The 24,414-nt window shown below is 69.7% G+C and carries 28 protein-coding genes; 6 read left to right on the plus strand and 22 right to left on the minus strand.

Going from position 1 to position 24,414, the window contains the following annotated elements:
- The first annotated feature begins 57 nt into the window (after positions 1–57).
- Both ACH34Q_RS06680 and ACH34Q_RS06685 read left to right on the plus strand, forming a co-directional pair.
- A complete protein-coding gene (locus tag ACH34Q_RS06680) occupies positions 58–1,023 on the plus strand; it encodes an ABC transporter ATP-binding protein (protein WP_395981868.1) in 966 nt (321 codons plus the stop codon).
- Entirely contained in the window at positions 1,020–1,820 is an 801-nt protein-coding gene (locus ACH34Q_RS06685) for an ABC transporter permease subunit (protein WP_395981869.1), read from the plus strand. The genes ACH34Q_RS06680 and ACH34Q_RS06685 overlap by 4 nt, the downstream gene beginning before the upstream one ends.
- 22 nt (positions 1,821–1,842) lie before the next feature.
- Here the strand turns inward: ACH34Q_RS06685 and ACH34Q_RS06690 are convergent, their stop codons facing one another.
- The 10 genes from ACH34Q_RS06690 to ACH34Q_RS06735 all read right to left on the minus strand — a co-directional run bounded on the left by ACH34Q_RS06690 (position 1,843) and on the right by ACH34Q_RS06735 (position 10,627).
- A complete protein-coding gene (locus tag ACH34Q_RS06690) occupies positions 1,843–3,528 on the minus strand; it encodes a Na(+)/H(+) antiporter subunit D (RefSeq protein ID WP_395981870.1) in 1,686 nt (561 codons plus the stop codon).
- A complete protein-coding gene (locus tag ACH34Q_RS06695; protein ID WP_395981871.1) occupies positions 3,518–3,787 on the minus strand; it encodes a hypothetical protein in 270 nt (89 codons plus the stop codon). The genes ACH34Q_RS06690 and ACH34Q_RS06695 overlap by 11 nt, the downstream gene beginning before the upstream one ends.
- Complete coding sequence (locus ACH34Q_RS06700; RefSeq protein ID WP_395981872.1) at positions 3,784–5,265, minus strand: proton-conducting transporter membrane subunit; 1,482 nt, start codon at positions 5,263–5,265, stop codon at positions 3,784–3,786. The genes ACH34Q_RS06695 and ACH34Q_RS06700 overlap by 4 nt, the downstream gene beginning before the upstream one ends.
- Positions 5,262–6,737, minus strand: coding sequence for a monovalent cation/H+ antiporter subunit D family protein (locus tag ACH34Q_RS06705; protein ID WP_395981873.1), 1,476 nt, complete (start codon positions 6,735–6,737; stop codon positions 5,262–5,264). Before ACH34Q_RS06705 ends, ACH34Q_RS06700 begins: the two co-directional genes overlap by 4 nt.
- Positions 6,734–7,117 (minus strand): cation:proton antiporter subunit C, encoded by a 384-nt coding sequence (locus tag ACH34Q_RS06710; RefSeq protein ID WP_395981874.1) that lies wholly within the window; start codon positions 7,115–7,117, stop codon positions 6,734–6,736. Before ACH34Q_RS06710 ends, ACH34Q_RS06705 begins: the two co-directional genes overlap by 4 nt.
- Positions 7,114–8,106: a DUF4040 domain-containing protein gene (locus tag ACH34Q_RS06715; RefSeq protein WP_395981875.1), complete on the minus strand. Its 993-nt coding sequence runs from the start codon at positions 8,104–8,106 to the stop codon at positions 7,114–7,116. Before ACH34Q_RS06715 ends, ACH34Q_RS06710 begins: the two co-directional genes overlap by 4 nt.
- Entirely contained in the window at positions 8,106–8,429 is a 324-nt protein-coding gene (mnhG, locus tag ACH34Q_RS06720) for a monovalent cation/H(+) antiporter subunit G (protein ID WP_395981876.1), read from the minus strand. Before mnhG ends, ACH34Q_RS06715 begins: the two co-directional genes overlap by 1 nt.
- Entirely contained in the window at positions 8,426–8,707 is a 282-nt protein-coding gene (locus ACH34Q_RS06725; RefSeq protein ID WP_395981877.1) for a monovalent cation/H+ antiporter complex subunit F, read from the minus strand. The genes mnhG and ACH34Q_RS06725 overlap by 4 nt, the downstream gene beginning before the upstream one ends.
- Positions 8,707–9,249 carry a Na+/H+ antiporter subunit E gene (locus ACH34Q_RS06730; RefSeq protein ID WP_395981878.1) on the minus strand — a complete coding sequence of 181 codons (543 nt, stop codon included), beginning with the start codon at positions 9,247–9,249 and terminating at the stop codon, positions 8,707–8,709. The genes ACH34Q_RS06725 and ACH34Q_RS06730 overlap by 1 nt, the downstream gene beginning before the upstream one ends.
- A gap of 574 nt (positions 9,250–9,823) precedes the next feature.
- Complete coding sequence (locus tag ACH34Q_RS06735; RefSeq protein ID WP_395981879.1) at positions 9,824–10,627, minus strand: enoyl-CoA hydratase; 804 nt, start codon at positions 10,625–10,627, stop codon at positions 9,824–9,826.
- A gap of 131 nt (positions 10,628–10,758) precedes the next feature.
- On the opposite strand from ACH34Q_RS06735, the gene ACH34Q_RS06740 reads away from it, so the two are divergent.
- A complete protein-coding gene (locus tag ACH34Q_RS06740; protein WP_395981880.1) occupies positions 10,759–11,289 on the plus strand; it encodes a hypothetical protein in 531 nt (176 codons plus the stop codon).
- Between the two features lie 30 nt (positions 11,290–11,319).
- Here ACH34Q_RS06740 and ACH34Q_RS06745 read toward each other — a convergent pair whose 3' ends face one another.
- Complete coding sequence (locus ACH34Q_RS06745) at positions 11,320–12,450, minus strand: hypothetical protein (protein WP_395981881.1); 1,131 nt, start codon at positions 12,448–12,450, stop codon at positions 11,320–11,322.
- A gap of 17 nt (positions 12,451–12,467) precedes the next feature.
- Positions 12,468–14,897, minus strand: coding sequence for a PEP/pyruvate-binding domain-containing protein (locus tag ACH34Q_RS06750; protein WP_395981882.1), 2,430 nt, complete (start codon positions 14,895–14,897; stop codon positions 12,468–12,470).
- A 27-nt stretch (positions 14,898–14,924) separates the two neighbouring features.
- On the opposite strand from ACH34Q_RS06750, the gene ACH34Q_RS06755 reads away from it, so the two are divergent.
- Together ACH34Q_RS06755 and ACH34Q_RS06760 are read left to right on the plus strand one after the other, a co-directional pair.
- Entirely contained in the window at positions 14,925–15,524 is a 600-nt protein-coding gene (locus ACH34Q_RS06755) for a TetR/AcrR family transcriptional regulator (protein ID WP_395981883.1), read from the plus strand.
- Positions 15,525–15,956: 432 nt separating this feature from the next.
- On the plus strand, positions 15,957–16,172 hold the full coding sequence (locus ACH34Q_RS06760) for a hypothetical protein (RefSeq protein ID WP_395981884.1): 216 nt from the start codon (positions 15,957–15,959) through the stop codon (positions 16,170–16,172).
- Between the two features lie 101 nt (positions 16,173–16,273).
- Here the strand turns inward: ACH34Q_RS06760 and ACH34Q_RS06765 are convergent, their stop codons facing one another.
- The 4 genes from ACH34Q_RS06765 to ACH34Q_RS06780 form a co-directional block, all read right to left on the minus strand.
- Positions 16,274–16,765 carry an Lrp/AsnC family transcriptional regulator gene (locus tag ACH34Q_RS06765; RefSeq protein ID WP_395981885.1) on the minus strand — a complete coding sequence of 164 codons (492 nt, stop codon included), beginning with the start codon at positions 16,763–16,765 and terminating at the stop codon, positions 16,274–16,276.
- 107 nt (positions 16,766–16,872) lie between these two features.
- The gene (locus ACH34Q_RS06770) at positions 16,873–17,871 is read right to left on the minus strand and encodes an aldo/keto reductase (protein WP_395981886.1); all 999 of its coding nucleotides are present in this window, start codon (positions 17,869–17,871) and stop codon (positions 16,873–16,875) included.
- A gap of 93 nt (positions 17,872–17,964) precedes the next feature.
- Positions 17,965–18,321, minus strand: a complete 357-nt coding sequence (locus ACH34Q_RS06775; protein ID WP_395981887.1) for a hypothetical protein — start codon at positions 18,319–18,321, stop codon at positions 17,965–17,967.
- Positions 18,318–18,965 (minus strand): winged helix-turn-helix transcriptional regulator, encoded by a 648-nt coding sequence (locus tag ACH34Q_RS06780; protein WP_395981888.1) that lies wholly within the window; start codon positions 18,963–18,965, stop codon positions 18,318–18,320. Before ACH34Q_RS06780 ends, ACH34Q_RS06775 begins: the two co-directional genes overlap by 4 nt.
- An 85-nt stretch (positions 18,966–19,050) precedes the next feature.
- On the opposite strand from ACH34Q_RS06780, the gene ACH34Q_RS06785 reads away from it, so the two are divergent.
- A complete protein-coding gene (locus ACH34Q_RS06785) occupies positions 19,051–19,431 on the plus strand; it encodes a nuclear transport factor 2 family protein (RefSeq protein ID WP_395981889.1) in 381 nt (126 codons plus the stop codon).
- A gap of 188 nt (positions 19,432–19,619) precedes the next feature.
- Here the strand turns inward: ACH34Q_RS06785 and ACH34Q_RS06790 are convergent, their stop codons facing one another.
- The 6 genes from ACH34Q_RS06790 to ACH34Q_RS06815 form a co-directional block, all read right to left on the minus strand.
- On the minus strand, positions 19,620–19,847 hold the full coding sequence (locus tag ACH34Q_RS06790) for a hypothetical protein (protein WP_395981890.1): 228 nt from the start codon (positions 19,845–19,847) through the stop codon (positions 19,620–19,622).
- A gap of 41 nt (positions 19,848–19,888) precedes the next feature.
- A complete protein-coding gene (locus ACH34Q_RS06795) occupies positions 19,889–20,800 on the minus strand; it encodes a GlxA family transcriptional regulator (protein ID WP_395981891.1) in 912 nt (303 codons plus the stop codon).
- A 395-nt stretch (positions 20,801–21,195) separates the two neighbouring features.
- The gene (locus ACH34Q_RS06800; RefSeq protein ID WP_395981892.1) at positions 21,196–21,627 is read right to left on the minus strand and encodes a DUF3592 domain-containing protein; all 432 of its coding nucleotides are present in this window, start codon (positions 21,625–21,627) and stop codon (positions 21,196–21,198) included.
- Between the two features lie 97 nt (positions 21,628–21,724).
- Positions 21,725–22,384, minus strand: coding sequence for a response regulator (locus ACH34Q_RS06805; RefSeq protein ID WP_395981893.1), 660 nt, complete (start codon positions 22,382–22,384; stop codon positions 21,725–21,727).
- Positions 22,381–23,547 (minus strand): sensor histidine kinase, encoded by a 1,167-nt coding sequence (locus ACH34Q_RS06810; RefSeq protein WP_395981894.1) that lies wholly within the window; start codon positions 23,545–23,547, stop codon positions 22,381–22,383. The genes ACH34Q_RS06805 and ACH34Q_RS06810 overlap by 4 nt, the downstream gene beginning before the upstream one ends.
- Complete coding sequence (locus ACH34Q_RS06815; RefSeq protein WP_395981895.1) at positions 23,544–24,389, minus strand: lysostaphin resistance A-like protein; 846 nt, start codon at positions 24,387–24,389, stop codon at positions 23,544–23,546. Before ACH34Q_RS06815 ends, ACH34Q_RS06810 begins: the two co-directional genes overlap by 4 nt.
- Positions 24,390–24,414: the final 25 nt, after the last annotated feature.

Here is a 24,414-nt window from a genome sequence, read left to right on the forward strand (position 1 = left end):
CAGGTGTGCCGGGAAGCCTGGTCGGCGGCTCTGTCCGCAACGGCTTTCGGAGGCGCCATGGACGCGCACGCAGCGATCCTCACCACAGCACTGACGAAGCACTTCGGCCGGGTCCGGGCCCTGCAGGATCTGAATCTCGAGGTGTCGCGCGGGGAGGTCTTCGGGTATCTGGGGCCCAACGGCGCCGGGAAGACGACCACGATCCGGCTGCTGCTGGACTTCCTGCGTCCCACCGCGGGCATGTCGGAGATGCTGGGCGGATCCGGTGCCGATCCGGCCGTCCGGGCCCGCGTCGGCTACCTGCCCGCCGAACTGCGCGTCGATCCCCGCTACACGGCCACCGATCTGCTCGCCTTCTATGGACGCCTGCGCGGTGGGCATGATCGCGCCTGGGTCGCGGAACTGCTGGACCGGTTCGGCCTGGACCCGGGGCGCCGCGTGGGGGAACTGTCGACCGGCAATCGACGCAAGGTCGGGATCGTGGCGGCGGTGGCGCACCGCCCCGAGTTGCTCATCCTGGACGAACCGACCTCGGGCCTGGACCCCCTGCTGCAGCACGAGTTCCAGCTCCTGGTACGGGAACTGGTCGGCGAGGGCGCCACGGTTCTGCTGTCCAGCCACGTACTGCCCGAGGTGGAGGTGCTGGCCGACCGGGTGGCGATCTTGCGGCAGGGCCGCCTGGTGACGGTCGCCACCGTCGATGAACTACGCCTGCAGGCTCGCCAGCGCATCGACCTGTACGTGGCGCGCCGGCCTGCTTCATCGGATTTCGCCGAGGTGCCGGGCGTCGTCGAGGCCCAGGTGGTGCCGCCCCGGCCGGGTGCCGCGGACGCGGGGACGTTGCTGCGGCTGGTGGTGGAGGGATCGGCGGCCGCTGCCATCAGCGCCGCCGCGCCCTTGGAGGTGCTGCGGGTCGTCACCCACGAGGCCGATCTGGAAGAGGTGTTCCTGCGCTACTACCAGCGGGACTCCAGTGCCGCCGACCAGCCGGTCGCGGCGTCCGAGGGGCGGGTACGGCCATGACCGTCGCGCTGCGCCTGCTGGCGGATCGCCGCAGGGCCTTGGTTTGGTGGACGGTCGCGGTTGCGTCCTTGGTGCTGTTCACCGTCTCGCTGTATCCGTCGCTGAAAGAGCAGGCGTCCATCGACGACCTGGTGGCCGGGCTGCCCGAAACGGTCCGGACGATGGTGGGATACCAGGCAGGGGTGCCGTTGACCTCACCGGCGGGCTTCCTGCACGCCCGGCTGTTCGCCACCCTGCTGCCGGTCCTGGTCCTGGTGCTGGGCATCGGCGCGGGAGCCCGTGCGATCGCTGGTGCCGAGGAGGAGGGGGCACTGGAACCGATGCTGGCCAACCCGGTCACCCGCCGGCGCGTGGCCGCCGAGCGCTACGCCGCCGTCCTGGTCCAGCTGGTGATCGTGGTGGGGGCCTTCGCCATCGCTCTGGTGGTCATGGGGCCGATGTTCGGCGTGCTGGAGGACATCTCACCGCCGGCCCTGGCGGGCGCGTGCGCGGCATTGCTGGGACTCGCGCTGATCCACACCACGCTGGCGTTCGCGATCGGCGCCGCGACGGGGCGTCCGGGGCCGGCGGTGGCGGTGAGCGCCGCGGTCGCGGTCACCGGCTACCTGATGCAGAATCTGCTCACCGCCGATGGCGCGGGCGGCTCGGTACGCGGGTTCAGCCCGTGGTCGTGGTACCTGGACGGCAACATCCTCGCCGACGGCCCCAGCATGGTCGCGCTGTGGGGCCCGCTTCCCCTCACCGCCGTTCTGTTCACCCTCGGCGTCGTCCGCTTCTGCCGGCGCGACCTGCGATGAAACGCGCACTCGCGGCCCCGTGTCAGAGCAGCGAGACCAGGAGGAAGAGGCCGAGGAGCAGGGCCACCCACAAGACCATGACGTCGGTCGGCCATGGCGTTCCCAGCCACCCCCGCGCTTTCAGGGGCCGGGAGGCGAGAGCGAGGACCCGATCGGCCCGCCGCTGCAGGGGCTTGGTCACCTGGTCCCGTACGCGCGTCGTCCCCTGTACTCCGGTGCGCCAGGCGCGCGGCAGGAAGCGGCGATAGACCACATCGGCGTCCACGTTCACCGAGGGCAGTTCGGGCGGGTAGAGCCCGGTCCGCATGAGAACGGTGAAGGCCATCGAGGCGAGAAGTAGCAGCTGGATCTGGTTGACCACGTGGGGCACCGTGTACGCCGAATAGTCCATCTCGTACGGCAGCAGGCCGTACAGCAGGTTCGGTGCCACTCCGATGGCGATGGAACCGGCCGCGGCGAGACCCATGGCGAGCCGCATGTTCAGCGGAGCCTCGGCGACCCGGTGTCCCCGGTCGTGGGCGAAGAAGGCGAAGAAGGGGATCTTGATTCCGGCATGGTGGAAGACCCCGGCCGAGGCGAAGAGCAGGAGCAGCCACACGACGGTGCGATGCTCCTCCGAGACGGCCTCCATGATGATCGACTTGGTGGCGAATCCGGAGAAGAGCGGGAAGGCGGAGATGGACGCCGCCCCGATGACGCACAGCACCATGGTCTGCGGCATGGACTTGTAGAGCCCGCCCAGTTCCGAGCCCTTGGCCGTCCCGGTGCGCAGCAGGACGGCGCCCATGCTCATGAACAGCAGTCCCTTGAACAGGATGTCGGCGAACGCGTGCGCGGCGGCGCCGTTGACCCCGAGCGCGCCCCCGACCCCGATCGCGGCGACCATGAAGCCGAGCTGGTTGATCATGCTGTACGCCAGCACCCGGCGCAGATCGTTCTCGATCACGGCGTAGAAGATCGGGAAGCAGGCCATCGCCACGCCGACCCACACCAGTTCCCCGGTACCGGGGAAGCCGCGCGCCAGAACGTAGATCGCGAACTTGGTGGTGAACGCCGACAGCACCACGGTGCCGACGACGGTGGCCTCCGGATAGGTGTCCTGCAGCCAGGCGTGCAGGACGGGGAAGGCGCACTTGATCCCGACGGCGAGCAGGATCAGCAGGCCGCCGGGATCGCCCAGGCCGATGAAGCCGAACTCCAGGCCGGCTCCGGACTGCACGTGCAGGACGATGCCGCCCAGCATCAGCAGGCCGGAGGCGACCTGCGCGACCAAGTAGCGCATCCCCGCGCGGTAGGCGCGCTCCGTACGCCGGGCCCAGATCAGGAACACCGAGGACAGCCCGGCCAGCTCCCAGAACACGAAGAGCGTGATCAGGTCGCCCGCGAGCGCCCCGCCGACCGCGGACGCGGCATAGACGGGGATCACGGTCTGCTGCACGCGGTCGCGCAGGTTCAGGGCGTAGACAACCGAGATGAACGCCGCGACGAGGAAGGCCGTCGCGAACACCCGCGCGAGAGCGTCCACCCGCAGGGGGTTCAGCGCGAGGCCGAGCACATCGAAGCCGCCGTGGACGCCCTCGGGCAGCGTCCACAGCACCACCATCGCGGCGGCCGGGAGCAGCAGCATCCACGCGGCGCGGGCCCGGCCGTTCAGCAGCGGGACCGGCAACGCGCCGAGGATCAGCAGCAGCGCCGGATTAATCGTCATCGTCGGTCCGCTCCGGCTGCTCGTAGAAGTCCTCGCGGCGCATCAGCACCCGGCGCAGCTGCTTGGCCGCCAGCACCAGGGTCACGCTGCCGACGAAGCCGTAGAGGGCGTAGAAACCGAAGACGTTCTCGATATCGAAGAAGGCGTGCTTGGTGTAGAGCAGGTCCGTGAGGAACGCCAGAGCGCAGGCGGTGTAGAGGCCGTAGACGATGCGGTCCACGTTGCGGGGCTCGTCCAGCCAGCGGCGATCGTCCTTCATGGCAGCTCCAAGACCTGGTTGAGGGGGGCGATGACCGCATCGACTCCAAAGAACAGGACCACGCAGGCCAGCGCGGTCAGCACCAGCGGCAGCACCAGGGTCCAGGACGCCTCCCCGTGGTCGATCCGCTCGGCGGGCGGGCGGAAGAACGCCCGGGCCGGGATCGGCATCAGGTAGGCCAGCGACAGCAGCGATCCCACCAGCAGGACCACGAGCATCACGCTCTGCCCGGCGTCGGCCGCGCCCATCAGCAGCAGCCACTTGCTCCAGACACCGCCGAGTGGGGGCAGGCCGATGATCGAGATCGAGGCGACCAGGAAGGCCCCGAAGGTCCAGGGCATCGCGCGGCCGAGCCCGTCCAGCTCGCTGACGTGCGTCCGGTTCGCCGCGGTGTAGATGGCACCGGCGCAGAAGAACAAGGTGATCTTGCCGGCCGCGTGGGTGGCGATGTGCAGCGCGCCGCCGGCGGCGGCGATGTCGTTGGCCAGCGTGGCCGCGAGCACGATGTAGGCGAGCTGGCTCACCGTCGAGTAGGCCAGCCGTTCCTTGAGGTTGTCGCGCGTGATCGCGATCATCCCGGCTCCCAGCAGGGTGAACGCCGCGACCCACATCATCGGCGCCGCGGCGCCGGTGACGTCGAGCGTGTCGATGCCGAAGACGTAGACCGAGACCTTGAGCACCGTGAAGACGCCCGCCTTGACCACCGCCACCGCGTGCAGCAGAGCCGACACCGGCGTGGGCGCGACCATGGCGGCGGGCAGCCAGCGATGGAAGGGGAACAGCGCCGCCTTCCCGATGCCGAACAGGTAGAGGGCGAACAGCACGGTCAGGGTGGCGGTACCCGCCTTGCCCTCCAGCATCCCGCCGGCCGTGAACTCGGTGCCGTCGGCCAGGATCGACGTCCAGACCAGGGCCGGAAGCAGCAGGCCGATCGAGGTCGTCAGCAGCAGCCCGAGGTAGACGCGTCCCGCGCGCTTGTCCTGCTCGTTCCCCGCGTGGGTGACCAGGGGCCAGGTCGACAGCGTCAGGATCTCGTACCCGATGAACAGCGTGATCAGGTTCCCCGAGAACGCGATCCACAGCGCCGCCGCGATGGCCAGGGCGAAGAAGAAGTAGAACCGGGTCTGGTGCCGCTGCAGGTTGCCGCGCATGTAGCCGATCGCGTACAGCGTCGTGATCGGCCACAGCAGCCCGGCCACGGTCGCGAACAGCAGGCCGAGGGGTTCCAGCTTGAACACCAGCGAGATGCCCGGCAGCCAGTCCCACAGCCGGAAGCTCAGGCCTTCGTCGACCACCGGCCACAGGGACAGGACGAGTGCCGCCACCGCGACGCCGGCCACCAGCGAGGCCGCTTCGCGCAAGGCGGGACGGCGCCGGAAGGCGAGCACCCCGAGGCCGCCCAGCAGCGGCACCGTCACCGCGACCGGCAGGACCAGCGCGTTGCCGGACGCTAGCCAGGTCGCACTCTGGACGCTCACTTGCCGCCTCCCAGAAGTGCGGCGGCGGCACCTTCGGCGAGACTCGTCGGCCAGCCGGGAGCCAGGCCGAACAGCAGTGACAGCAGGACCAGGGCCCAGGTGGCGGCGACCATGGACGACGGCGGTCTCGCGACCGTCACCGGCTCGGAGACGCGGCGGAACCAGCCGACCTCGATGACCCGCCCGATGTAGACCAGGGCCAGCAGGGAGCTGACCAGCATCACCACCAGGACCGGCCAGTACCCGGCCTCGATGAGCGCTCGCGCGAGCGTCCACTTGCTGACGAACCCCGCCGTCGGCGGCAGGCCGACCAGCCCGAGCCCGGCCACCACGATCGCGGCGAAGGTCCACGGCATGCTCCGGCCGAGCCCCGCCATCGCCGAGAGCCGTACCGAACCGAGCCGCAGCAGCAGGATGCCGGCCACCGCGAACAGCGCGCCCTTGATCACCGCATGATTGATCATGTGCAGGTAGGCGGCGGTCAGGCCGTCGGCGGTCGCGAGACTGAAACCGGCGACGATGTAGCCGATCTGGGCGATGCTCGACCAGGCCAGCACGCGTTTGAAGTCCTGCTGGAAGCAGGCCACCGCCGATCCGATCAGCATCGCCAGGCAGGCCAGCACCAGGCCGATCTCGGCGATCGGCATCCTTCCGAAGACCAGTGCCGTCCCGAAGACGCTGAACGCGAATCGCAGGAACGTGTAGATGGCCACCTTGGTACTCGTGGCCGCCAGGAACATGCCGACGACCGACGGCGCCTCCGCGTAGGCGTCCGGCAGCCAGGCGTGCAGGGGGAACAGGGCCATCTTGATGGCCAGCCCGACGAACACGAAGATGACCGCCGCGGCCAGCGCGCGGTTGCCGTAGATCTCCGGCAGCCGCTGGGCCAGGTCCGCCATGTTGAGCGTGCCGGTCACGGCGTAGGCCAGCCCGATGCCGATCAGCAGGAACGTGGCCCCGACGGTTCCCACGATCAGGTACTGGAAGGAGGCCAGCAGGGCCCGCCTGCGCCGTCCCATCGCGATCAGCGCGTACGAGGACAGTGAGGTGATCTCCAGGAAGACGAAGGCGTTGAAGGCGTCACCGGTGGCGGCGATGCCGAGCAGGCCGGTCAGGTTCAGGCACAGGCAGGCGTAGAACATCGGGACCCGGGGCGCCTCGATCTCCGCCGCGATGCTGGGCCGGCTGTAGACGGCGACGGCCAGGCCGATCGCCGACACCAGGAGCAGCACCGGCACGTTCGCCCTGTCGATCACGTACTCGATGCCCGCCGGCGGCTGCCAGCCGCCCATCGCGTACCGGAGCACCTCGCCCCCGGCGACCTGCCAGGCCATCACCGACGCGCAGGCCAGGGCCGACGCCGCGGCGACCAGGAACAGCAGCCAGGCGGCCGTCCGGGAACGGAACAGCACGCACAGCGGAGCGCACAGCAGCGGGATCACGACCTGCAGCGCAGGCAGGTGGGCCGTCACGGCGCCGGCTCGTCGTCGACGTTGTCCCGTTCATCGACGTTGTCCCGTTCGATGACCTCGTCCTCCTCGATCGTGCCGTAGGCCTCGAAGATCCTCACCGTGAGCGCCAGCCCGATCGAGGTGGTGGCGATACCGACGACGATCGCCGTGAGGATCAGCACGTGCGGCAGCGGATGCGAGTACGTCTCGACACCCTTCTCGATGATCGGCGCCTGGCCGCCCTTGACCTTGCCGAGGGCGATATAGAACATGAACACGCCGATCTGGAAGAGGTTCAGGCCGATCAGCTTCTTCACCAGATTGCCGTGGCTGATCACCGTGTACAGACCGATGACCATCATGGTGAACGAGAACCAGTAGATGTAGTGGTCGCCGGTCACCGCGGCGCCCCGCGGCTGGTGAAGCTATAGAAGATGGCTATCAGCACGGCCGCCACCGTGATCCCCACCCCGGTCTCGATCACCAGGATGCCGAGATGCTGGCCTTCCGCGGGATGGTCGGGAACCAGCGTGCCGTAGTCGAGGAACGAGCCGCCCAGTGCCATGTTCACGACGCCGAGCCCGGCATAGAGCAGAACACCGACCGGCAGCAGGCCCAGCAGCACCGGCCACGGCAGCACGCGCCCGACGCCTTTGAAGCCGAAGACCAGACCGTACAGGACGAATCCCGACGCGAAGATCACACCCGCCTGGAATCCCCCGCCCGGCCCATAGTCCCCGTGAAAGAGAATGTAACAGGCGAAGATAAAGATGAAGGGCATCAATATCTTGCTGGCGACGCGGAGAATGCGGTATTCGCTCAGCGTGTTCTCGTTCGTCTCGTCGTCCTCGCCGCGCCGCCGCGTCCGCATCAGCAGGAGCGCGACCGTGACTCCCGCGGTGAACACCACGACCAGTTCTCCCAGCGTGTCGTAGCCGCGATAGCTGGCCAGTACGGATGTGACCGTGTTCGGAATTCCGATCTCCTGCTGTGAATCCTCGAGATACGTCTTGCTCACCGGATGCGTCTGTACGGGGTTGCCCGGTTCGGCGAACGGCGGCAGGTCCTGGCTCGCGTACATCAGCGTGGCGCCCAGCAGCACCGCCACGGCCCCACCCGACCAGAGCCTGCGGCGGGGGGTGACCGCCTCGCGCGAGCGGGTGAGCGCCAGCACGCCGAGGAACAGCACCGTGCTGATCCCGGCCCCGACGGCGGCCTCGGTGATGGCCACGTCCAGCGCGTCCATCGACACGAAGAGGCTCGCCGACAGCAGGCCCGCCAGCGCGGTCAGCATGGTCGCCTCGTAGAGGGCGCGCAGCCGGCTGATCGCGAGCGCGGTCGCCACGAGGAGCGCGAACAGTGAGATGTTCATCAGCACCAGCAGGGACATCAGTGCCGGCCCTCGCCTTCGGGCAGCGCCCGCTCACCGTCCCGGCGGGCCGCCTGGGCGAGCGCGTGCGCGGCGGTCGGGCCCGTCAGCATCATGAACATCAGGATCAGCAGCAGCCGGATCACGTTCTCCCAGCCCTCCACCCGCAGCAGCAGGCCCGAGATCAGGAGTATCGCTCCGGCGGTGTCGGCGAGGCTGCCCGCGTGCGTCCGGGTGTAGAAGTCCGGAAAGCGCAGCAGGCCGACACCGCCCGAGAGCACGAACACACAACCCGCCAGCACCAGTGCGCCGCCGGCGAGATCGATGAGTAGGGAGATGCTCACTGCGCCTTTCCCTCGTCCATCCCCGCCCACACTTCGTCGACGTGGGTCAGCCGCAGCACGGCGATGGTGGTGATGAAATTGACCAGCGCGTAGAGTAGCGCGATCTCGAAAAGGTACGGCCGGCCGGAGATCGTCCCGACCACCGCGATGAGGAGGACGGTCTTCGTGCCGAATACGTTGATCGCCAAAATGCGGTTGTAAAGCCGGGGGCCCAGGAACGCTCTGGCGAGGGCCAGGACCATGGCCACGAGGATGGCGATGACGGCCGCGATGAGCATCAGCGGCCCTCCAGGTCCCTGACCCGTTCGAGCATCGCGCCCTCTCGCAGTTGCTCGATGCCCTCCTGCTCGATCCCGTGGACCTCGATGACCTTTTCGTGCAACGAAAGCGAAAGCGTGCCCGGCGTCAATGTGATCGAGTTCGCGTAGACGACCTTCGACAGATCCGACAGGTCATCGGCCGGCACGGTGGCAATGACGGGACGTAGCTTGCGCCGCGGTGACCACACCAGACGAAGGACCGTGAACGCCGACACGAAGATCTGTCCGCCCAACCACAGCCAATAGCCGGGTATGCGCGGCAGCAGCCGCAGTGGAAGGCTCTCGTCATCGACGACGTCCATTCGCAATACCACCCACATCACCAGCACCACGGACAGTATTCCGAGCGTCAGCAGTAGCGGCGTGTAGTGCCCGGATATCGCCAGCCAGAACGCGGCCAGCAACGGCGACAACTTGAGAGCCGTGCCGCGCCGCCCGTTGAAACGTCCGAACTCATGAGAGCGTGGCGATTCCGGATCTTCCGTTTTCCTTGCAGGCATCGTTCTCCATACACTCGCCCGGCTTAACCGCGGATGGGCATCGAAAGGGGCGAGGGCGTTCGGCACCCGGCGGGGCCGCCGCCGCGCGCGCCGGCCCCGCCGATATCCGGATGGCGGCGGTCCGCGGCGGCTCCAGCGAGGCACGGCACACCCGGTAACGGGTGGGTGCAGCGGACCGTCGCGGTCGACGGAATCATGCGGTCGGCCCGGACGGACAACGGCACGGCCGGCGAGGGCAACGCCGCGTCAGCGGTGAGCAGGGTGTTCATCGGCGGGCTCCGGGAGAGGTTCGGTAAGGACTCGCCGACCAGACTTCCCGGCACACCAGGTCATGACCTTAACGGGATTCTGATCGCCTGACCACTCCCCCGGCCGGTACGGCGCCACAGAATCCGATCATGGTCCACCGCGCGATGACCGCGACGGCGGACATCGCCCGGCCCCACGCCACGTACCGCTCCCCGAACCGGGTCAGGACGAGGAAGGCGAACAGGACGCAAGGGGCAGACCGGCCGGGTCATCCTTGCGCCGCCGACCACCCGCGGCTCGATCGACGAGAATTCGAATCGGTTTGTCAGTCCTGGAAATCGGGGGGCCGGTTCTCCTTGCGTGCTTGGACGGCCTCCTCGAAGTTGCGGGTCGTGAGCCGCACGAACAACTGGCCGAGGCCCTCCTGGCCCATGTGCGCGTCCAGGCTCCCCGCGTCGAGTCCCGACCACAGCGTCCGCTTGGTCAGCTCCACTCCGGGACGGCTGAACCCGGCGATCCGCTCGGCCAGCCGGTAGCAGGAGTCCAGCAACTCGTCGCCGGGGACGACCTGGGAGACCAGCCCGATCCGCTCGGCCTCCACCGCGTCCACATCCCGTCCGGTGAGCATGATCTCGAACGCCCGGGACGAGCCGATCGCGCGCGGCAGCAGGTAGCTGAGCCCGAGCTCGCTGGCGGTCAGCCCGTTGTTGATCCCCGCCGCGCGGAACACCGCGCCGTCGGCCGCGAGCCTGATGTCGGCGGCCAGGCTCAGGCACAGCCCGCCGCCGATCGCCGGTCCGTTCACCGCGGCGATCACCGGCTGGTGGGCACGGCGCATCGCGCGGACCACGTCGTCCAGCAGTTCCATGGAACGCAGGGCAATAGTGGGGACCGTCAGCCCCTCGACGCCGGGGATACGGCCCGCCGACTCCAGATCGGCGCCGGAGCAGAAGCCGCGCCCGGCGCCGGTGACCACGATGGCGCGGGTGTCGTTGTCGCGACCGGCCGCCTCCAGCGCCTCCCTGAACGGGACCATGACATCGAACGCCATGGCGTTCATCCGCTCGGGGCGGTTGAGGGTGATGAGCGTGACGTGCGGTCGCGGCTTGTCGACCAGGACGAACGGCATGCGGTCTCCTCCAAGCGTTACCTAACAAGCGCTAGGTTACAGTGCGGGCGGCCGCCCCCGGCCGGCCCCGAACCCGACCACGTTCCGGCGCGTCGTACTCATCGGCTCCCCTGACCTCGAAGGGAAGCCGAATGTCGCGATCGACCGCGAAGAACTCCGGCAGGACCAGTCCGGTCGGTGTTCTCGTGCTCCTGGGCCTATGGCTCACCATCGGGCTGATGCCCGTCCTGTTCTCCATCACGGATCTGCGGCTCGCGTTCGGCCTGACCGGCCAGGCCGGCACGGCCGTCGTGGAACGATGCACCGAGCACACCTCCGGAACCGACGACTACGTCGAGTGCCGGGGAAGCTTCCAGCCCAGCGATCACCGGGCCGCCCCGACGGCCGACGTCCATCTCCCGCCGGAATCGGACGAGGGCGAGAGCTTCCCCGCACGACTCCAGGACGACGGTGACCGCGCACGTCCCGCCGACCTCAAGGGCCGGCTCGCGGCCGCCGCCGTACCGGCGCTCGGAGTCTTCTTCCTCGTACCACTCCCCTGGGCCCTGCTCTACATGATCACTGGACGGGGACCGAACCGGATCTCGCGGTACGCCATGGCATCCCTGGCGATCGTCACCGCGGGCCTGTGCCTGGCGGGCCTGATCGCCGCGCAGCTGTGAACGATCCGAATGGGGACGTACGTACTGAGTTCACGGGGCATTGGTGAGCCAGTCGTGGAATCCGGAGGGCCGGTGGATCCCGATGACGCCGTGCTCGTACAGCCCCCACCCTTCGCGTGGGGCCTTGCCTTCCTCGCGCCAGACCGCTCGTCCGACGCTGTCGGTCAGGCCGAAGGGGACGCGGCCGACGATCTCCGGGGCGGTCATGTCGTAGGTGACGCGCTCGCTCCACCCTTCACCCCGCCATTGGCCGTGTGCCCAGTCGGAGTCGCCGCCGTATCCGCCGCCGACGTGGATGGCGAGAGGCAGGAGCGACTCGAGTTCGACGAGGACGTCGGTCCCGTCAGGGGTGCGAAGACCGAGGGTGCCGGTCAGGGGTGTGCGAGTCCCGGGTCGATAGGTCGTGGTGACGAGTGGCCAGCCGAGCTGCTCGGTCCGTCCGTCCGGCCAGACGCGGTGGCAGTCGTTGAGGATGCGGTTCCCGTCGGGCTCCTCCTGGAGGATGATGATCATCGCGAAGTCGTCGAAGGCGATCGGGGCGTAGAGCCACCACATTCCGTCGAACGGCGGTTCCCCGGGCGCGCCCGCCGGCTCGCTCTCGCCGACCGGCCGGATGCCCCAGGAGCGGTCCCGGGTGCCGCGCCAGGTGTCCGGGGTGATGTCGTACTCCCGGCCGTCGACCACCAGGCTGCCCTCCCAGGATCCGACCTGGGCGAAGCGCTGGGCGTCGAGCGTCGCGCGATGACCGCCGGCGCGCATGATGTGCCGCTGCTCGGGGATCGCGGGGAAGAGCCCGGTCCAGGTCATGTCGAGAGAGATGCCCTCGGTCTCCTCGATGATCAGCCGTGACGTCTTGAGCGGCTCGATGACCTCGATCCGGTAGTCGCCGCAGTGCTGGTTGAGCCGGTCGCTGTCCAGCCTGTCCCCGAAGTGCAGTGCCGTCTGCTCGTCGCCGCGCCGAAGGAGGAAGAACGCGTCCTTGGTACCGAGGTTCGGGTAGTAGCCGATCCCGGTGATCATCATGAGGTCGCCGGTGCGGTCGTGGGCGTTCCAGTACGACCGGTCGTAGAAGTTACGGTCGCTGCCGACCCACTCGATGGGGGCGGGGATCTGGTGGATCGGGAACTCGTCGAGCGGGAAGACGCCGGGCACCTCGGGCATATGTGAGACCTCCAGGACTATGCGGTGGTGGGCGGGGACGGAACGGGGGCGCGGTCCAGCAGCGTCACGGTGCCGCGGTCGCCGTCGACCCGGACCCGGTCGCCGGTGCGGAGCACGCGGGTGGCGCCCTGGGTGTTGACCACGCAGGGCAGTCCGTACTCGCGGGCGACGACGGCACCATGGGAGACCGAGCTGCCGATGTCGGTGACGAGCGCGGCGATCAGCGTGAAGTAGGGCGTCCAGCCGACGTCCGTCACGGGCGCGACCAGGACCTCGCCGGGGTGCAGTTCCCGAGCCTGCGCGACCGTCGTCGCGACCCGGACGATTCCCTCCACGACCCCGCTGCACGCGGGACGACCGACGATCACCCCGTCCTCGCTGCCCTCCGGGGGCTCGAGCCTGGCCGGAACGGGCTTGCCGACGGAGACGTCCGGGAACTCGAGCCGGGCCTGGAACGGAAGCGCCGCCCGTCGTCCTGAGGCGCGGTCGACCAGGTCCTGGACGTCGCCGGTGCCCGCCAGTGCCGGCAGCTCCGATCGGGCGAAGAAGAACACCAGGTCCGCATCGGGCAGGCGCCCGGTCGCGGCCAGCCGCTCGCCCAGCAGGCCATAGCCACGGCTGAGCAGGTAGGCGACCTGGACCATTCGCGACTTGGTCGCCTCACGTCCGCGTGCCCCGGCCCGCGCCAGCCGGGCCATCATCCGCACGGTCCGGGAAACGCCTTTCTGCGGCGATGCCGGAGTCGGCCGGACGGTGTCGCCGGCGCTCAGGCGGGCACGGAGCATGGCCTGCATGATCGTGCCGAGACCGTCGGGGTCGTCCCGCCAGGACCGATCGCGCATGCACAGCTCCCGGTAGCCCCGGTGGCCATGGCGCCGCAGGAACTCGTTGAACGTGCGGCTGATCGGACCGGTGCCTCCGGTCAGCCCGGTCACGGCCTCGGCCGCATCCCGTTCGAGGAACGCCTCGGCCGCCGCCGGGTCCCCGGCCAGGCGGCCCACCACGTCGTCCAGATGCTCCAGCATGACGGCGCTCTCGACGTCGGCGGCGCCGGCCATCATCGCGGCGGCCCGGGAACGGCCCTCGTCCTCGCTCCGGCCCGCACGGATCGCTTCGCGCATCACCGTCTGTTCGAGCACGTTCGCGGCGACGGCGGACCGCGAGGAGGACCGGACGTGGGTGAGCGTGGCCTCGTTGTAGAGCTCGATCCCCGCGTCGAGCTCTGCGAGCAGAGCCGCCGGCTCCGCCGCGGACGGCGCCTCGAAGCGTGCCAGCTCGCGGTCGAGGCGGCGGATCGCGCGCCCTGCCGAGAGCGCGAACGTCGTCAGCCGGACGGTGTTGACCAGGCGGCGAGCGAGCGGCTTCGGCGGCTTCGGCACCAGCTCGTCCACGACCCTGCCCGCGATCGAGAGCGAGTACTGCTCGAGGGAGTTGCCGAGGATCCCCGAGCTCAGGGCCGTGCCTTCGGTCATGTTGAGGAACAGGTGGCCTGAGAAGTAGCCCAGCTGCAGCCAGCGGTCCTCGTGGTAGGAGTCCTGGAAACCGCCGGCGACCTGGACCATCTGCATCGCGTACTCGATCGCCTGGCCGCTGACGGACGCCGTGAGCGGGCAGAAGGCACCGGGCATCATCTCGCCGATGTTGCACCGGGTGTAGACGTGGTCCTCGCCCGCGACCGTGCTGTCCATCTCGTTCAGGTCCCCGGGCAGGGTGGTGATCGGCCGTGCCTGAAGCCAGCGGATCTCGCCGGTCCGGTCGATCGCCCATTCGAGGTCGAGAGGCATCCCCCACCGCGCCTCCGCGGCCCGGGCGCCGGCCACGACGGCCATCACCTCGTCATCGGTGAGTGCCGGACTCGACGCGATCCGGCGATCCATGATCTGCCCGGCGCGGTCGACCTCGTAGTGGTCCGAGCTCGCGGAGCCGTCGACCAGCGACTCACCCAGGCCGGGAACCGCGTCGACCACGCAGAGGTCCCGCCTGCCGCCGGCCGGATCCGCGGTGAACACGACACCGGCGGCGCGCGCGTCGACCATCTCCTGGACCACGAGGTGCATCGCGCCGGAGATCCCGGCGCCCGGCCGGTAGGCGGCCGCTCGCTCCGCGGACGCCCCGGCCGCGCAATGCCGGATCGCGGCGAGGAGTTCGTCGTACCCGTGCACGCCCAGGACCGTCTCGTACTGGCCGGCGAAGGAACTCTCGAGTCCGTCCTCGCCCGCAGCCGAGGAACGCACCGCGACCGCGCCCGTCTCGGCCGAGGCGGCCATCCGGGCGTAGCGCGCTTCGAGTTCGACGGGGAGGACGCCGGCGGCGGCGTTCGCGATGACGAAGGCGGCGGGCACCGGGAAACCGGCGGCGGCCAGCTCCGCGAGACCGAGAGCCTTACCGCCGTACCTCGCGTCGATGACGTCCGACAACTCGACGAGCTCACTCCGCGGCTGCTGCACGGCGGTTACGTTACACTGTGCTCGAAAATGAACAACCCCACCGGAAGACCGCGTGACGCCCGCATCGACGGCGCCGTCCTGGACGCCGCCGCCGAACTGCTGGCGGAGGTCGGCTACGCCGAAGTGACCGTGGCCGCCATCGCCGACCGCGCCGGCACGTCCCGGCCCGCCGTCTATCGACGCTGGCCCAGCAAGGCCCACCTCATCCACGAGGCGACCTTCCGAGGCGGCGCCACCACCGACCCCCTGCGGACCGGCTCCTTCGCCGAAGACCTGCGCGAACTGGTGAGACGGATCGCGGAACTCCTGACCACCCCGCTGGCCCGAATCGCCGTACCCGGCCTGATAGCCGAAGCCGCGACCGACCCGGTCGTCCACCGGCGCATCCTCGAGCGGTTCTCCGCCGAGGGGTGGCGCGGCCTCGACGCCGACCTCGACGCGGCCGTCAGGAGCGGAGAACTCGACGCCGACGTCGACACGGTCGTGATCCTGGAGATGATCATCGGCTCCGCCCTGGCCGCAACGCTGATCAGAGGTCCCGACGGCCTCACCGCGGACTGGGTCGACAAGACCACCCGCATCCTCCTCAACGGCGTGAGGCCCGCGGATCGCCCGGCAACGGACTGACGATCCCGGATCCGAACATCACGACCGGGTGAGGCGGAAACCTCCAGCCCCGCGATGCAGGCCGATTTCGGCCATGATCCGGCCCTGTCCCCTGGGCGGGGCAGCAGGTACAAAGATCACAATCTGCCGCCTTTCTCGTTGACAGGACAGGGGCAAGGCATGGGCCGACCTTCTGGGGACGAACGGAAATCACGGCCCGTGTCCACGGCGGTGCCACCAGCTCACTCGCCGGCCCGTACAGCGTCCGGCCCGCCGCCTCCCCGCCGTCTGCGGCGGCGGCTCGGTGCGCTCTTCCTCACCGCCGCGGTTGCGGGATCGTCCGGCTGCTCCCCGGACGAAGGACCGCCGGCACAGCCGCCATCCGCAAGCCCATCGCCCAGCCCATCCCCCAGCGCTCGGCCGGGCTCGGACTACACAACGACCAAGCGGGTGATGAAGCGCCACGAAAAGGACATCTTCCGCCGCTACACCGGCGTGACGGGAATGGGCATCGGCGCCGCGGACGAGTCGGCGCCGCAGCCGGGCCGGTACGCGATCGTGGTGTACCTGCGGGAAGAGCGGGACCGCCCCGCCGGGCCTCAGAGCATCGCCGACGTCCCGTTGCGTTTCGTCGTCACCGGCGAGATCCGCCCGCTGGCACCGCGGTGAGTCATGCGATATCGGGGCCCTCTCGGAAGCTGGATGCGGCGGCGCCCCCTGTCGCCTCGCCGCGGGCGAGAGCCGGCTCGAAGCCGAAGGTCAGAGGTTCGTCAGCCGAGAGGGAGGGCGCGCCGGGGTACGGGCGAGGACACCAGGATCGAGCTGGTCGTCTGCCCGTAGAGCAGGAACCGGTCCAGTACGTCCTCCAGGCGGTCGACGGCGGCGACATGGATCTTCATCAGGAAGCAGTCCTCGCCGGTGATGCGGTCGCACTCGACCACCTCGGGCGTCTCGGCGGCGAGCGCGGCTACCCGGCTGAGCTGGCCCGGTCCCGGACGGACGCGTACCCAGGCGGCGACCGGGAAGCCGATGGCGGCCGGATCGATGTCGACGGAGTAGCCGCGGATGACGCCCGCGCGTTCGAGGCGCTGCACGCGTTCGGTCACCGCCGGCGCCGACATCCCCACCCGGCGGGCCAGGGACGACATGCTCTGCCGTGCGTCCTCGCGGAGGGCTTGGAGAAGCCGGACGTTGATCTCGTCGAGGAGCGGATCATGACCCGAAAGGCGATTCGCCGGTCCGGCTGATCGATCTGAAGCCATATCGTCCTTTGTGCCTTCGAATGCCGCTTCAGGAACCAGACGATGCTCTCATGCTGTGGGCGCGTCCCTTTCGTCCTCTCCGGACGGCCGTCCTGGTACCGGCGGCGTCAGCGGTCCGGGTTGACCAGAGTGTCCCCGTACCGGTCGCCGCGCACCCGGCCGGCCACGCTCGCCAGGATCGCCAGGTCCTCGGGCGCCAGGACGACGCTCAGTGCGGCGGCGTTGGCGTCGAGGTACGCCCGCCGCTTGGTGCCCGGAATCGGCACGATATCCGTTCCTTGGGCGTGCACCCAGGCCAGCGCGACCGCTGCCGCGGGAACCCCGTGCCGGTCGGCCACCTCGCGCACGATCGAGGCGATCGCCGCGTTCGCCTCGATGTTGGACGCCGCGAACCGGGGCAGCCCGCTGCGGAAGTCGTCCGGGCCCAGCACGGTCCCGGGTGCGACCGTACCCGTCAGGAACCCGCGTCCCAGTGGCGAGAACGGGACCAGTCCGACGCCCAGCCCGCGCATCGCGGGCAGCACCTCGACCTCGATGCCGCGCTCCCACAGCGAGTACTCCGACTGCACCGCCGTGATCGGATGGACGGCGTGCGCCCGGCGGAGCTGATCGGCGCTCACCTCCGACAGGCCCAGGTAGCGGACCTTCCCGGCCGCCACGAGCGAGGCCATCGCGCCGACGGTGTCCTCGATCGGCGTCGCGGGATCGGTGCGGTGCAGGTAGTAGAGATCGATGTGGTCGACCCTCAGGCGGCGCAGGGACGCCTCGCAGGCATCGCGGACGTAGGCGGGATCGGCGCGCAGCGCGATACGGCCCGCGTCCTCGTCGCCCGTGATGCCGAACTTCGTGGCCAGTACGGCGTCGTCGCGGCGGCCCTTCAGTGCCCGGCCGACGAGCCGTTCGTTGTGCCCGGCGCCGTACACGTCGGACGTGTCGAGGAGGCCGATCCCGAGGTCGAGGGCGCGGTGGATCACCGCGACCGCCTCGGTCTCGTCGGCCGCGCCGTAGGACCCGCTCATCCCCATGCATCCCAGCCCCTGCCGCCCGGCCACCAGCCCCTGGCTTCCGAGGGCCACACATTCCATGGGCACCGCTGCCGTCTCCATGCCCGCAGCATCTCAGAGGAAGAGCGAAAAACCACAGAAGGGATCGAAGGCGCAAAGGGCGTATCGCCTACAGAACGGCAAGTCTGCAGCCGTTCAGCCTTGTCGGCGCAGGGAGTCGACGTACCGATGGGCGTCGTGGGCGATGTTTCGCCAGAGTGCGAGTGTCGCGGTGTCGGTTTCCTGGGCGGGAAACGCGATCCATTCACGCATGGTCCGGCTCCCCATGGTGACGTGTTCCGCGGTTCCCGCGTCGACGAGGCGGCGGGCTCGTTCCTGGGGGAGTTTCACGATGAGTTCGCCGTCATGGCCGAGGAACGCGAAGATCTTGCCGCCGACGCGGAGGCCCGGGCCGCGGAACATCGTCCCCATCGCGACGTCCGGTTCGTCGTCGAAGTCTTCAGCGACCTTGTCGAGGAGATGCTGGTTGGGCGTGTCTCGACGGCCTGTCATCGGTTCGCCCTCTCTGCGGGGAGCAGGCGTTGGAATGCCGGCGTGGAACCGTCGACGACCAGCCCCTCGGTCTGGGCCTTCCGCAGGGTCATCAGTCCGGTGAAGAGCGCGACGAACACCTGCGGTGGCGCTGTGATCGTGGCGTCGGGTCGACGCTCGGTCGAGCACGGACGCACGTCGATCCGGCCGTGGTCGGCGATGATGTCGCAGCCGTCGTGCAGGTCGCCCAGGCGCACGGTGACGGCCGGCTCGTCGGGTGAGCCGTCCTGGCACAGGTGGCGCAGGGGCAGTGACAGCCAGTGCGCCCTGAACTCGTCGCCGTCCGGCGGGGCGAGCATCAGGGGCGCGCCCCAGCGGGTCAGTTCGCGGACGACGCCGCGAAGGTCCTGGCCGCGTTCGGTGAGGCTGATCAGCGTTGCGGCGACCGGTGGTGGTTCTTCGTGCCGGGTGATCAGCCCGGCGGACTGCATCTCGCGCAGGCGCTCGGCGAGCAGGTTGCTGGCGATGCCGGGCAATCCGCGTCGGAGGTCGGAGAACCGGCACGGACCTTGAGTGAGCAGTTCGCGGACGATGAGCAGCGCCCAGCGATCGCCGACCAGGTCCAGCGCGCGGGCCATCGAGCAGTACTGGTTGTACGAGCGCATGGCCGCAGCCTATCAGCCCGGTTGCGATTCTCTACTTAGTGGTTTACTTTTTCAACCACGCCAATCGTCGATCGAGGGAGATCCCGTGACAGTCGTCAGCGACACCGCACCTTCCCTGCTCAGGGCCTACTACCAGGTCCTCACGGGCGGGATCGAGAGCTACGGGGACGGCCGGGAGCTCGCGCCCCTGCTGGCCGACGACCTCGAGTTCGAGGGCCCCATCGCCGGACGGGTCACCGGGGCCGCGCCCTTCAGGCAGGGCGTCAAAGGGTTCATCGCCAACGTCAGCAAGATCGACCTGATCCGGGAGGTCAACGGCCCCGACGGCAGCGCCGTTCTCTACGACGCCCACCTGCCCAAGGGCATCGTCAGGATCTCCGAGTTCTTCACCATCACCGGCGGCAGGATCCAGCGGCTCCACCTCCAGTACGACCCCGCCGCCTACGTCGCCAACGGAGGGGGCTGACGGTTCCGGCGGCCGGCGCCGCGCCGGAACGCCCGTTAAGGAGAAGTGAAGAAGGAGGGCCGCGTTCACCGTCTACGACGATCATGACCACCCCCGCGTCGGCAACCTGCGCGCGAGCGTGGCCACTGCGCCCCGGCCCGAGTGAAAAGCGGAGGGGCCGCCCTTGACCGGCGGCCCCTCCCGGCACGTCAGGTAGAGACGCCCTGCCAGCCGCTGGAGTCCCAGACCTCGCCGCCGTCGACGGCCTCGACCCGGTAAGTGATCAGGTTGTCCTGCCCCTTGTACTTCTCCTTGAAGTCGTAGTTGCACTTCCTCGCCTTGCCGGAGCTGTCGGGGTCCCAGCACTTGCCCTTGCGGCCGTCGCGGGTGCGCCACGTCACGCGGACCGCACCGCCGTCCCAGCTGGTGTCGTGCACCCGGATGATGTCGCCCTTCGACTGATAAATGACGGTCGGTTTCAGGACAACCTGGGGGTGAAGGTGGTGCGGTAGTCGGTCATGGTGACGCCGACCAGCCGCCGAAAGTGCGGGCGCAGTGCCGCGGCCGAGGTGAACCCGCAGGACCGGGCGATCTCCTCGACCGGCAGGGTGGTGGCCTCCAGCAGGTGCTGGGCCCGGATGATCCGCTGGTGGGTCAGCCATTTGGCCGGGGCCGTTCCGGTGATCTCCCGGAACCGCCGGTCGTAGCTGCGGCGGCTCATGTGCGCCCGCTCGGCCAGCAGGCTCACCGGCAGGGCGGTGTCCAGCCTGGTGCGCGCCCACGCGATCGTCTCGGCGACCGGATCATCGGCGTCGGCGTCGGGCAGGGGTGTCTGGATGTACTGCGCCTGCCCGCCCGGCCGGTGCGGCGCCACCACCATCGCCCTGGCCAGCCGGTTGGCGGCCGCGGCGCCCGCCATCGCGCGGACCAGATGCAGGCCGACATCGATCCCCGCAGCACCGCCGCCCGCGGTCAGCACGTCACCATCGTCGATGTACAGCGCGGATGCGTCCACGCGCACCCCGGGATACATCTGCGCCAGCCGGCCGGCGACCGCCCAGTGCGTGGTCGCCGGACGGCCCTCCAGCAGACCGGCCGCGGCCAGGACGAACGTGCCGCTGCACAGCCCCGCCACCCGGGCACCCCGGGCATGCGCCGCGCGCAACGCCTCCAGCGCGGGCTCGGGCGGATCCTCAGCCGAGCACTGCGGCAGGTTCGGCACCAGGATCAGATCGGCGTCCCGCACCGCCCCCAGATCGTAAGGGACCTCGCACGTCAATCCGCCGCCCACGATCGTCGTGCCCGGTTCGCCCGCGACCACCCTCACCGCCACCCCGGGAAGGGCACCGTAAGACGCGGCGATATCGAACACCCCGAACGCGAAAGACATACTGCCCAGCAGAGCCCCATCGAAAAGCACCACGACAAGACGCCGCATCTCCCACGCCTCAGCCTGATCACCGACCAAAGCCTCCCGAAGAAACTCGGTGCTCACAAGCGGCCACCTTTCCCACACCGGGGTCTGAACTCATACTGCCTACGGCCGCGTGGGATTGTCAGCGATCGGCCCCAAGGAGGAGGGACGCCGAGCCATCGCCCGACGCCTCTACTTGTTCACGCCGGCTGAAGAGACGGCCCTGCTTTGCGCCAGCCCGATGCAGAACCGGCCATGCCGGCTCGGCGGCATCGGTGCAGGACGGTATTCGGCGACATGGCCTGGGCACCGAAACCGGGCGGAGTTCGGACAGAAACACACTGGCCGACGCTGAAAGCCGGGCTGAGTGGCTATGGGTGCAAGAAGCGGATCACCTTGTTGGTGTGGCCGGTCAGGCGGCAGACACCGACATAGGCGAACGCGAGGGCGAACGTGCCCAGCATGAACGGCAGCCAGAATCGATCGACGACGGTCCGGTCGGCGTCCGCGGCGTTGTCGTGATCGCCGGGGACGTACCGGACCCTGACCGTGTCCCCCTGTTCCGGCAGCCTCCCCCAGTCGCTCTGGCTGATCTCCACCCGGACGTTCTGGCCGTCGACGGTGGTGAAGCCGACCACCAGGTAGCCGCTCTTGGAGCCCTCCACCACCTTGATGACCTTCGCGGACGTCTCCGTCCCTGCACGCGTGCGGTCGATCTCGGTGAAGAGGCCTCCCAGCGCGATGAGGCCGAAGAAAGCGGCGAAGAGCATGTAGCCGCCGGCCTGGATCCTTGACCTGCTCACACATCTTGGACGCCCGGGTGGCCGCACAGGGCCTCTCGTTCCGGTGGCCGCCCCCGGCCACCGGTCCGGCGTCGTCGCGAGGCGCGGTCAATGCGTTTCAGGTCACCAGGCCCCTGCGGTAGGCGTAGACCACGGCCTGTACGCGGTCGCGCAGGTCGAGCTTGGTGAGAATGCGCGACACATACGTCTTGACGGTCTCCGGGCTGATCACCAGCGTCGCGGCGATCTCGCTGTTGGACAGGCCGTTGGCGATGAGGCGCAGTACCTCCAGTTCGCGCGGGGCCAGCGGAACGTCGCCGGGCGTGCCCTCGGCGGGACGGATCCGCGCCGCGTACCTGCCGACGAGCTGCCGCGTCACCTCAGGGGCCAGCAGCGCGGCGCCGGCCGCGACGGTACGGATGCCGTGCAGCAGTTGCGCCGGCGGGGCGTCCTTGAGCAGGAACCCGCTCGCCCCCGCGCGCAGCGCCTCGTACACGTACTCGTCCAGGTTGAACGTCGTCACCACGAGGACCTTGACCGGATCCGCCACACCGGCACCGGCCAGCAGGCGGGTGGCCTCGATGCCGTCGAGCACCGGCATCCGCACGTCCATCACCACCATGTCCGGGCGCAGCCGGCGGGCCAGGTCGACACCGGCGCGTCCATCGCCGCACTCGCCCACCACCTCCAGGTCGGGCTGCGCACCGATGATCGTCGCGAACCCGGTCCGGATCAGGGCCTGGTCGTCGCAGATCAGGACGCGGACCGGCGCGGTCACGACGGGCTCCCGGCGGGGATGCGCGCCCGCACGACGAAGCCGCCGCCCGCCCGCCCGCCCGCGCTGAACTCGCCGCCTATGGCGTCCACCCGTTCGCGAAGCCCGGCCAGGCCCCGCCCGCTCCCGCCGGGCGACCCGGCTCGCGAGCCGGAACCGTCCGTGCCGACCTCCACGGTGATCTCCTTTGCGTCATAGTGCAGGTGGACCGCGGTGCGGCTTCCGTGGGCGTACTTGAGGGCGTTCGTCAGAGCTTCCTGCACGACCCGGTAGGCCACGAACTCGGCACTGCCCGCCGACTCGGCCCGTTCACCCTCCTGGGCGAACTCCACCGGCTGACCGGCCTGCCGCGTCTGCTCCACCAGCGCGTGGATGTCACCGGCCGACGGTGCCCTTCCCACGTTCCCGCCCGCGGTGTCGTGATCGGGGTTGAGCAGGTCGAGCAGGTGACGCAGGTCGGTGATGGCCCGCCGGCCGGTGTCGGTGATCGCGCTCAGGGTCGTGTCGAGGCGGTCGGGCGCGGCCGTCAGGTAGCGTGCCGCCTCGGCCTGGACGACCATCGCCGTCACATGGTGGGTCACGATGTCGTGCAGCTCGCGGGCGATGCGGGTGCGTTCGGCGGTGCGGCTGGCCTCGGCGACGCGGCTGCGGCGCTCGGCCTCGGCGATCCGGGTCGAGCGCAGCCATGCCCCCAGGCCCCACGCGACGGCCGCCAGCAGGTAGAACGTGACGAATCCGCCCAGCCGCTCGGTCGAGCCGAGCCGGTCGAGCGCGACCGCCAGCGGGACGTACGCGGCGGAGAGGAGCACGACCGCGGCGCGCCGGTGGCGTTCCAGGTGGGCGCCCGCGCTCATCAGGGCCAAGGGCATGGCGGTGCTCGCGACCATGTGGTAGCTGCGGAGCTCGACGATGACGAAGCCGAGCGTCACCAGGACGAGGCAAGCGGCCGGCCACCGCCGGCGCAGGGCGATCGGGACGCACATCAGGACGAGCGCCGCGATGGCCAGCGCGTCGAAGGGGCGGGGCGGCAGATCGCCGACCTGCGTCTCCTGGCCGCGGAACATCGGCAGGAACGATGCGACGACGAGCAGCAGCGCGAGCGGGAGATCCCGGAGCGTGACGTCCCATCGCCGCCACAGGTCCGGGACACGCCGAAGCTCGATCACTGGGAGAGCGTAGCGGCCGCGTCGGCCCGGGCGGCGCGGGCGGCGCGCCGGCGGCGAGGCACCACGTTGCCGCGCCGGCGGGCCGTCCACATGAACACGATCGTGAGCAGTACGCCGATCAGGACCGTGTACGGGCTCCCCTCCGGCCCGAACCGGCCGCCGGTGAGCAGGTCCGAGCCCGACATCACGCCGTTCAGCAGCCCCTCGTTCGCGCCGTTGCCGGAGACCTCGGCGCCGAAGATGCCGCCCAGGGCGAAGTTCCAGCCGAAGTGCACGCCGATCGGCACCCACAGTGTGCGGGTGGCCGCGTAGGCGGCGGCGAGCATGGCGCCGGCCTCGATCGCGATGGCGATCGCCCCCCAGAGGCTGGCATGCGGGTTGAGCAGGTGGGACAGGCCGAACAGCACGCCGGTCAGCGTCAGCGCCATCCACGTGCCGGTGCGTTCTTCGACGATCCGGAACAGGATGCCGCGGAACAGGAGCTCCTCCGTCACGGCGGCGGCGGCCATGAAGCCGAACAGCCCGATCGGGCCCGCCGGCGACCCGAAGCCGTCCACCCGGTAGCCGCCGAGGAAGGCGATGTTCATCATGACGGCCGCGCACCACCCGACACCGAGCAGCATCCCCAGACCGATGCGGGTGGCGGCACCTTCCGCGGCCACCTCGACCGGCACGCGATGCTCGGACCACCGCACCGCCCGGGCGTACACGAACACCGCGAGCACGGCCGACGCGATACCAATGGCAAGGGTGAGAAACGCATTCCCTTCCACCAGAACAATGGCTTGGCCACCGACGAACGCAACCGCCGCGACGGGCAAGAGTTGCTTCAACAGCCGCATGACGACTCCTCCGTGAGATTCCGCG

The organism is Actinomadura sp. 9N407 (genome assembly GCF_044326315.1).
Classification (GTDB): Bacteria; Actinomycetota; Actinomycetes; order Streptosporangiales; family Streptosporangiaceae; genus Spirillospora.

Excerpts from the sequence above, each read along its gene's own strand:
- ACH34Q_RS06760 (WP_395981884.1), top strand. The coding sequence starts at position 15,957 with ATGAAGCGCCACGAAAAGGACATCTTCCGCCGCTACACCGGCGTGACG.
- ACH34Q_RS06795 (WP_395981891.1), bottom strand. The coding sequence starts at position 20,800 with ATGTCTTTCGCGTTCGGGGTGTTCGATATCGCCGCGTCTTACGGTGCC.
- ACH34Q_RS06680 (WP_395981868.1), top strand. The coding sequence starts at position 58 with ATGGACGCGCACGCAGCGATCCTCACCACAGCACTGACGAAGCACTTC.
- ACH34Q_RS06755 (WP_395981883.1), top strand. The coding sequence starts at position 14,925 with ATGAACAACCCCACCGGAAGACCGCGTGACGCCCGCATCGACGGCGCC.
- ACH34Q_RS06725 (WP_395981877.1), bottom strand. The coding sequence starts at position 8,707 with ATGCTCATCGCGGCCGTCATCGCCATCCTCGTGGCCATGGTCCTGGCC.
- ACH34Q_RS06745 (WP_395981881.1), bottom strand. The coding sequence starts at position 12,450 with ATGCCCGAGGTGCCCGGCGTCTTCCCGCTCGACGAGTTCCCGATCCAC.
- ACH34Q_RS06715 (WP_395981875.1), bottom strand. The coding sequence starts at position 8,106 with ATGTCCCTGCTGGTGCTGATGAACATCTCACTGTTCGCGCTCCTCGTG.
- ACH34Q_RS06775 (WP_395981887.1), bottom strand. The coding sequence starts at position 18,321 with ATGACAGGCCGTCGAGACACGCCCAACCAGCATCTCCTCGACAAGGTC.
- ACH34Q_RS06690 (WP_395981870.1), bottom strand. The coding sequence starts at position 3,528 with ATGACGATTAATCCGGCGCTGCTGCTGATCCTCGGCGCGTTGCCGGTC.
- ACH34Q_RS06730 (WP_395981878.1), bottom strand. The coding sequence starts at position 9,249 with ATGCCTGCAAGGAAAACGGAAGATCCGGAATCGCCACGCTCTCATGAG.
- ACH34Q_RS06735 (WP_395981879.1), bottom strand. The coding sequence starts at position 10,627 with ATGCCGTTCGTCCTGGTCGACAAGCCGCGACCGCACGTCACGCTCATC.
- ACH34Q_RS06765 (WP_395981885.1), bottom strand. The coding sequence starts at position 16,765 with ATGGCTTCAGATCGATCAGCCGGACCGGCGAATCGCCTTTCGGGTCAT.
- ACH34Q_RS06770 (WP_395981886.1), bottom strand. The coding sequence starts at position 17,871 with ATGGAGACGGCAGCGGTGCCCATGGAATGTGTGGCCCTCGGAAGCCAG.
- ACH34Q_RS06780 (WP_395981888.1), bottom strand. The coding sequence starts at position 18,965 with ATGCGCTCGTACAACCAGTACTGCTCGATGGCCCGCGCGCTGGACCTG.
- ACH34Q_RS06740 (WP_395981880.1), top strand. The coding sequence starts at position 10,759 with ATGTCGCGATCGACCGCGAAGAACTCCGGCAGGACCAGTCCGGTCGGT.
- ACH34Q_RS06685 (WP_395981869.1), top strand. The coding sequence starts at position 1,020 with ATGACCGTCGCGCTGCGCCTGCTGGCGGATCGCCGCAGGGCCTTGGTT.
- ACH34Q_RS06815 (WP_395981895.1), bottom strand. The coding sequence starts at position 24,389 with ATGCGGCTGTTGAAGCAACTCTTGCCCGTCGCGGCGGTTGCGTTCGTC.
- ACH34Q_RS06695 (WP_395981871.1), bottom strand. The coding sequence starts at position 3,787 with ATGAAGGACGATCGCCGCTGGCTGGACGAGCCCCGCAACGTGGACCGC.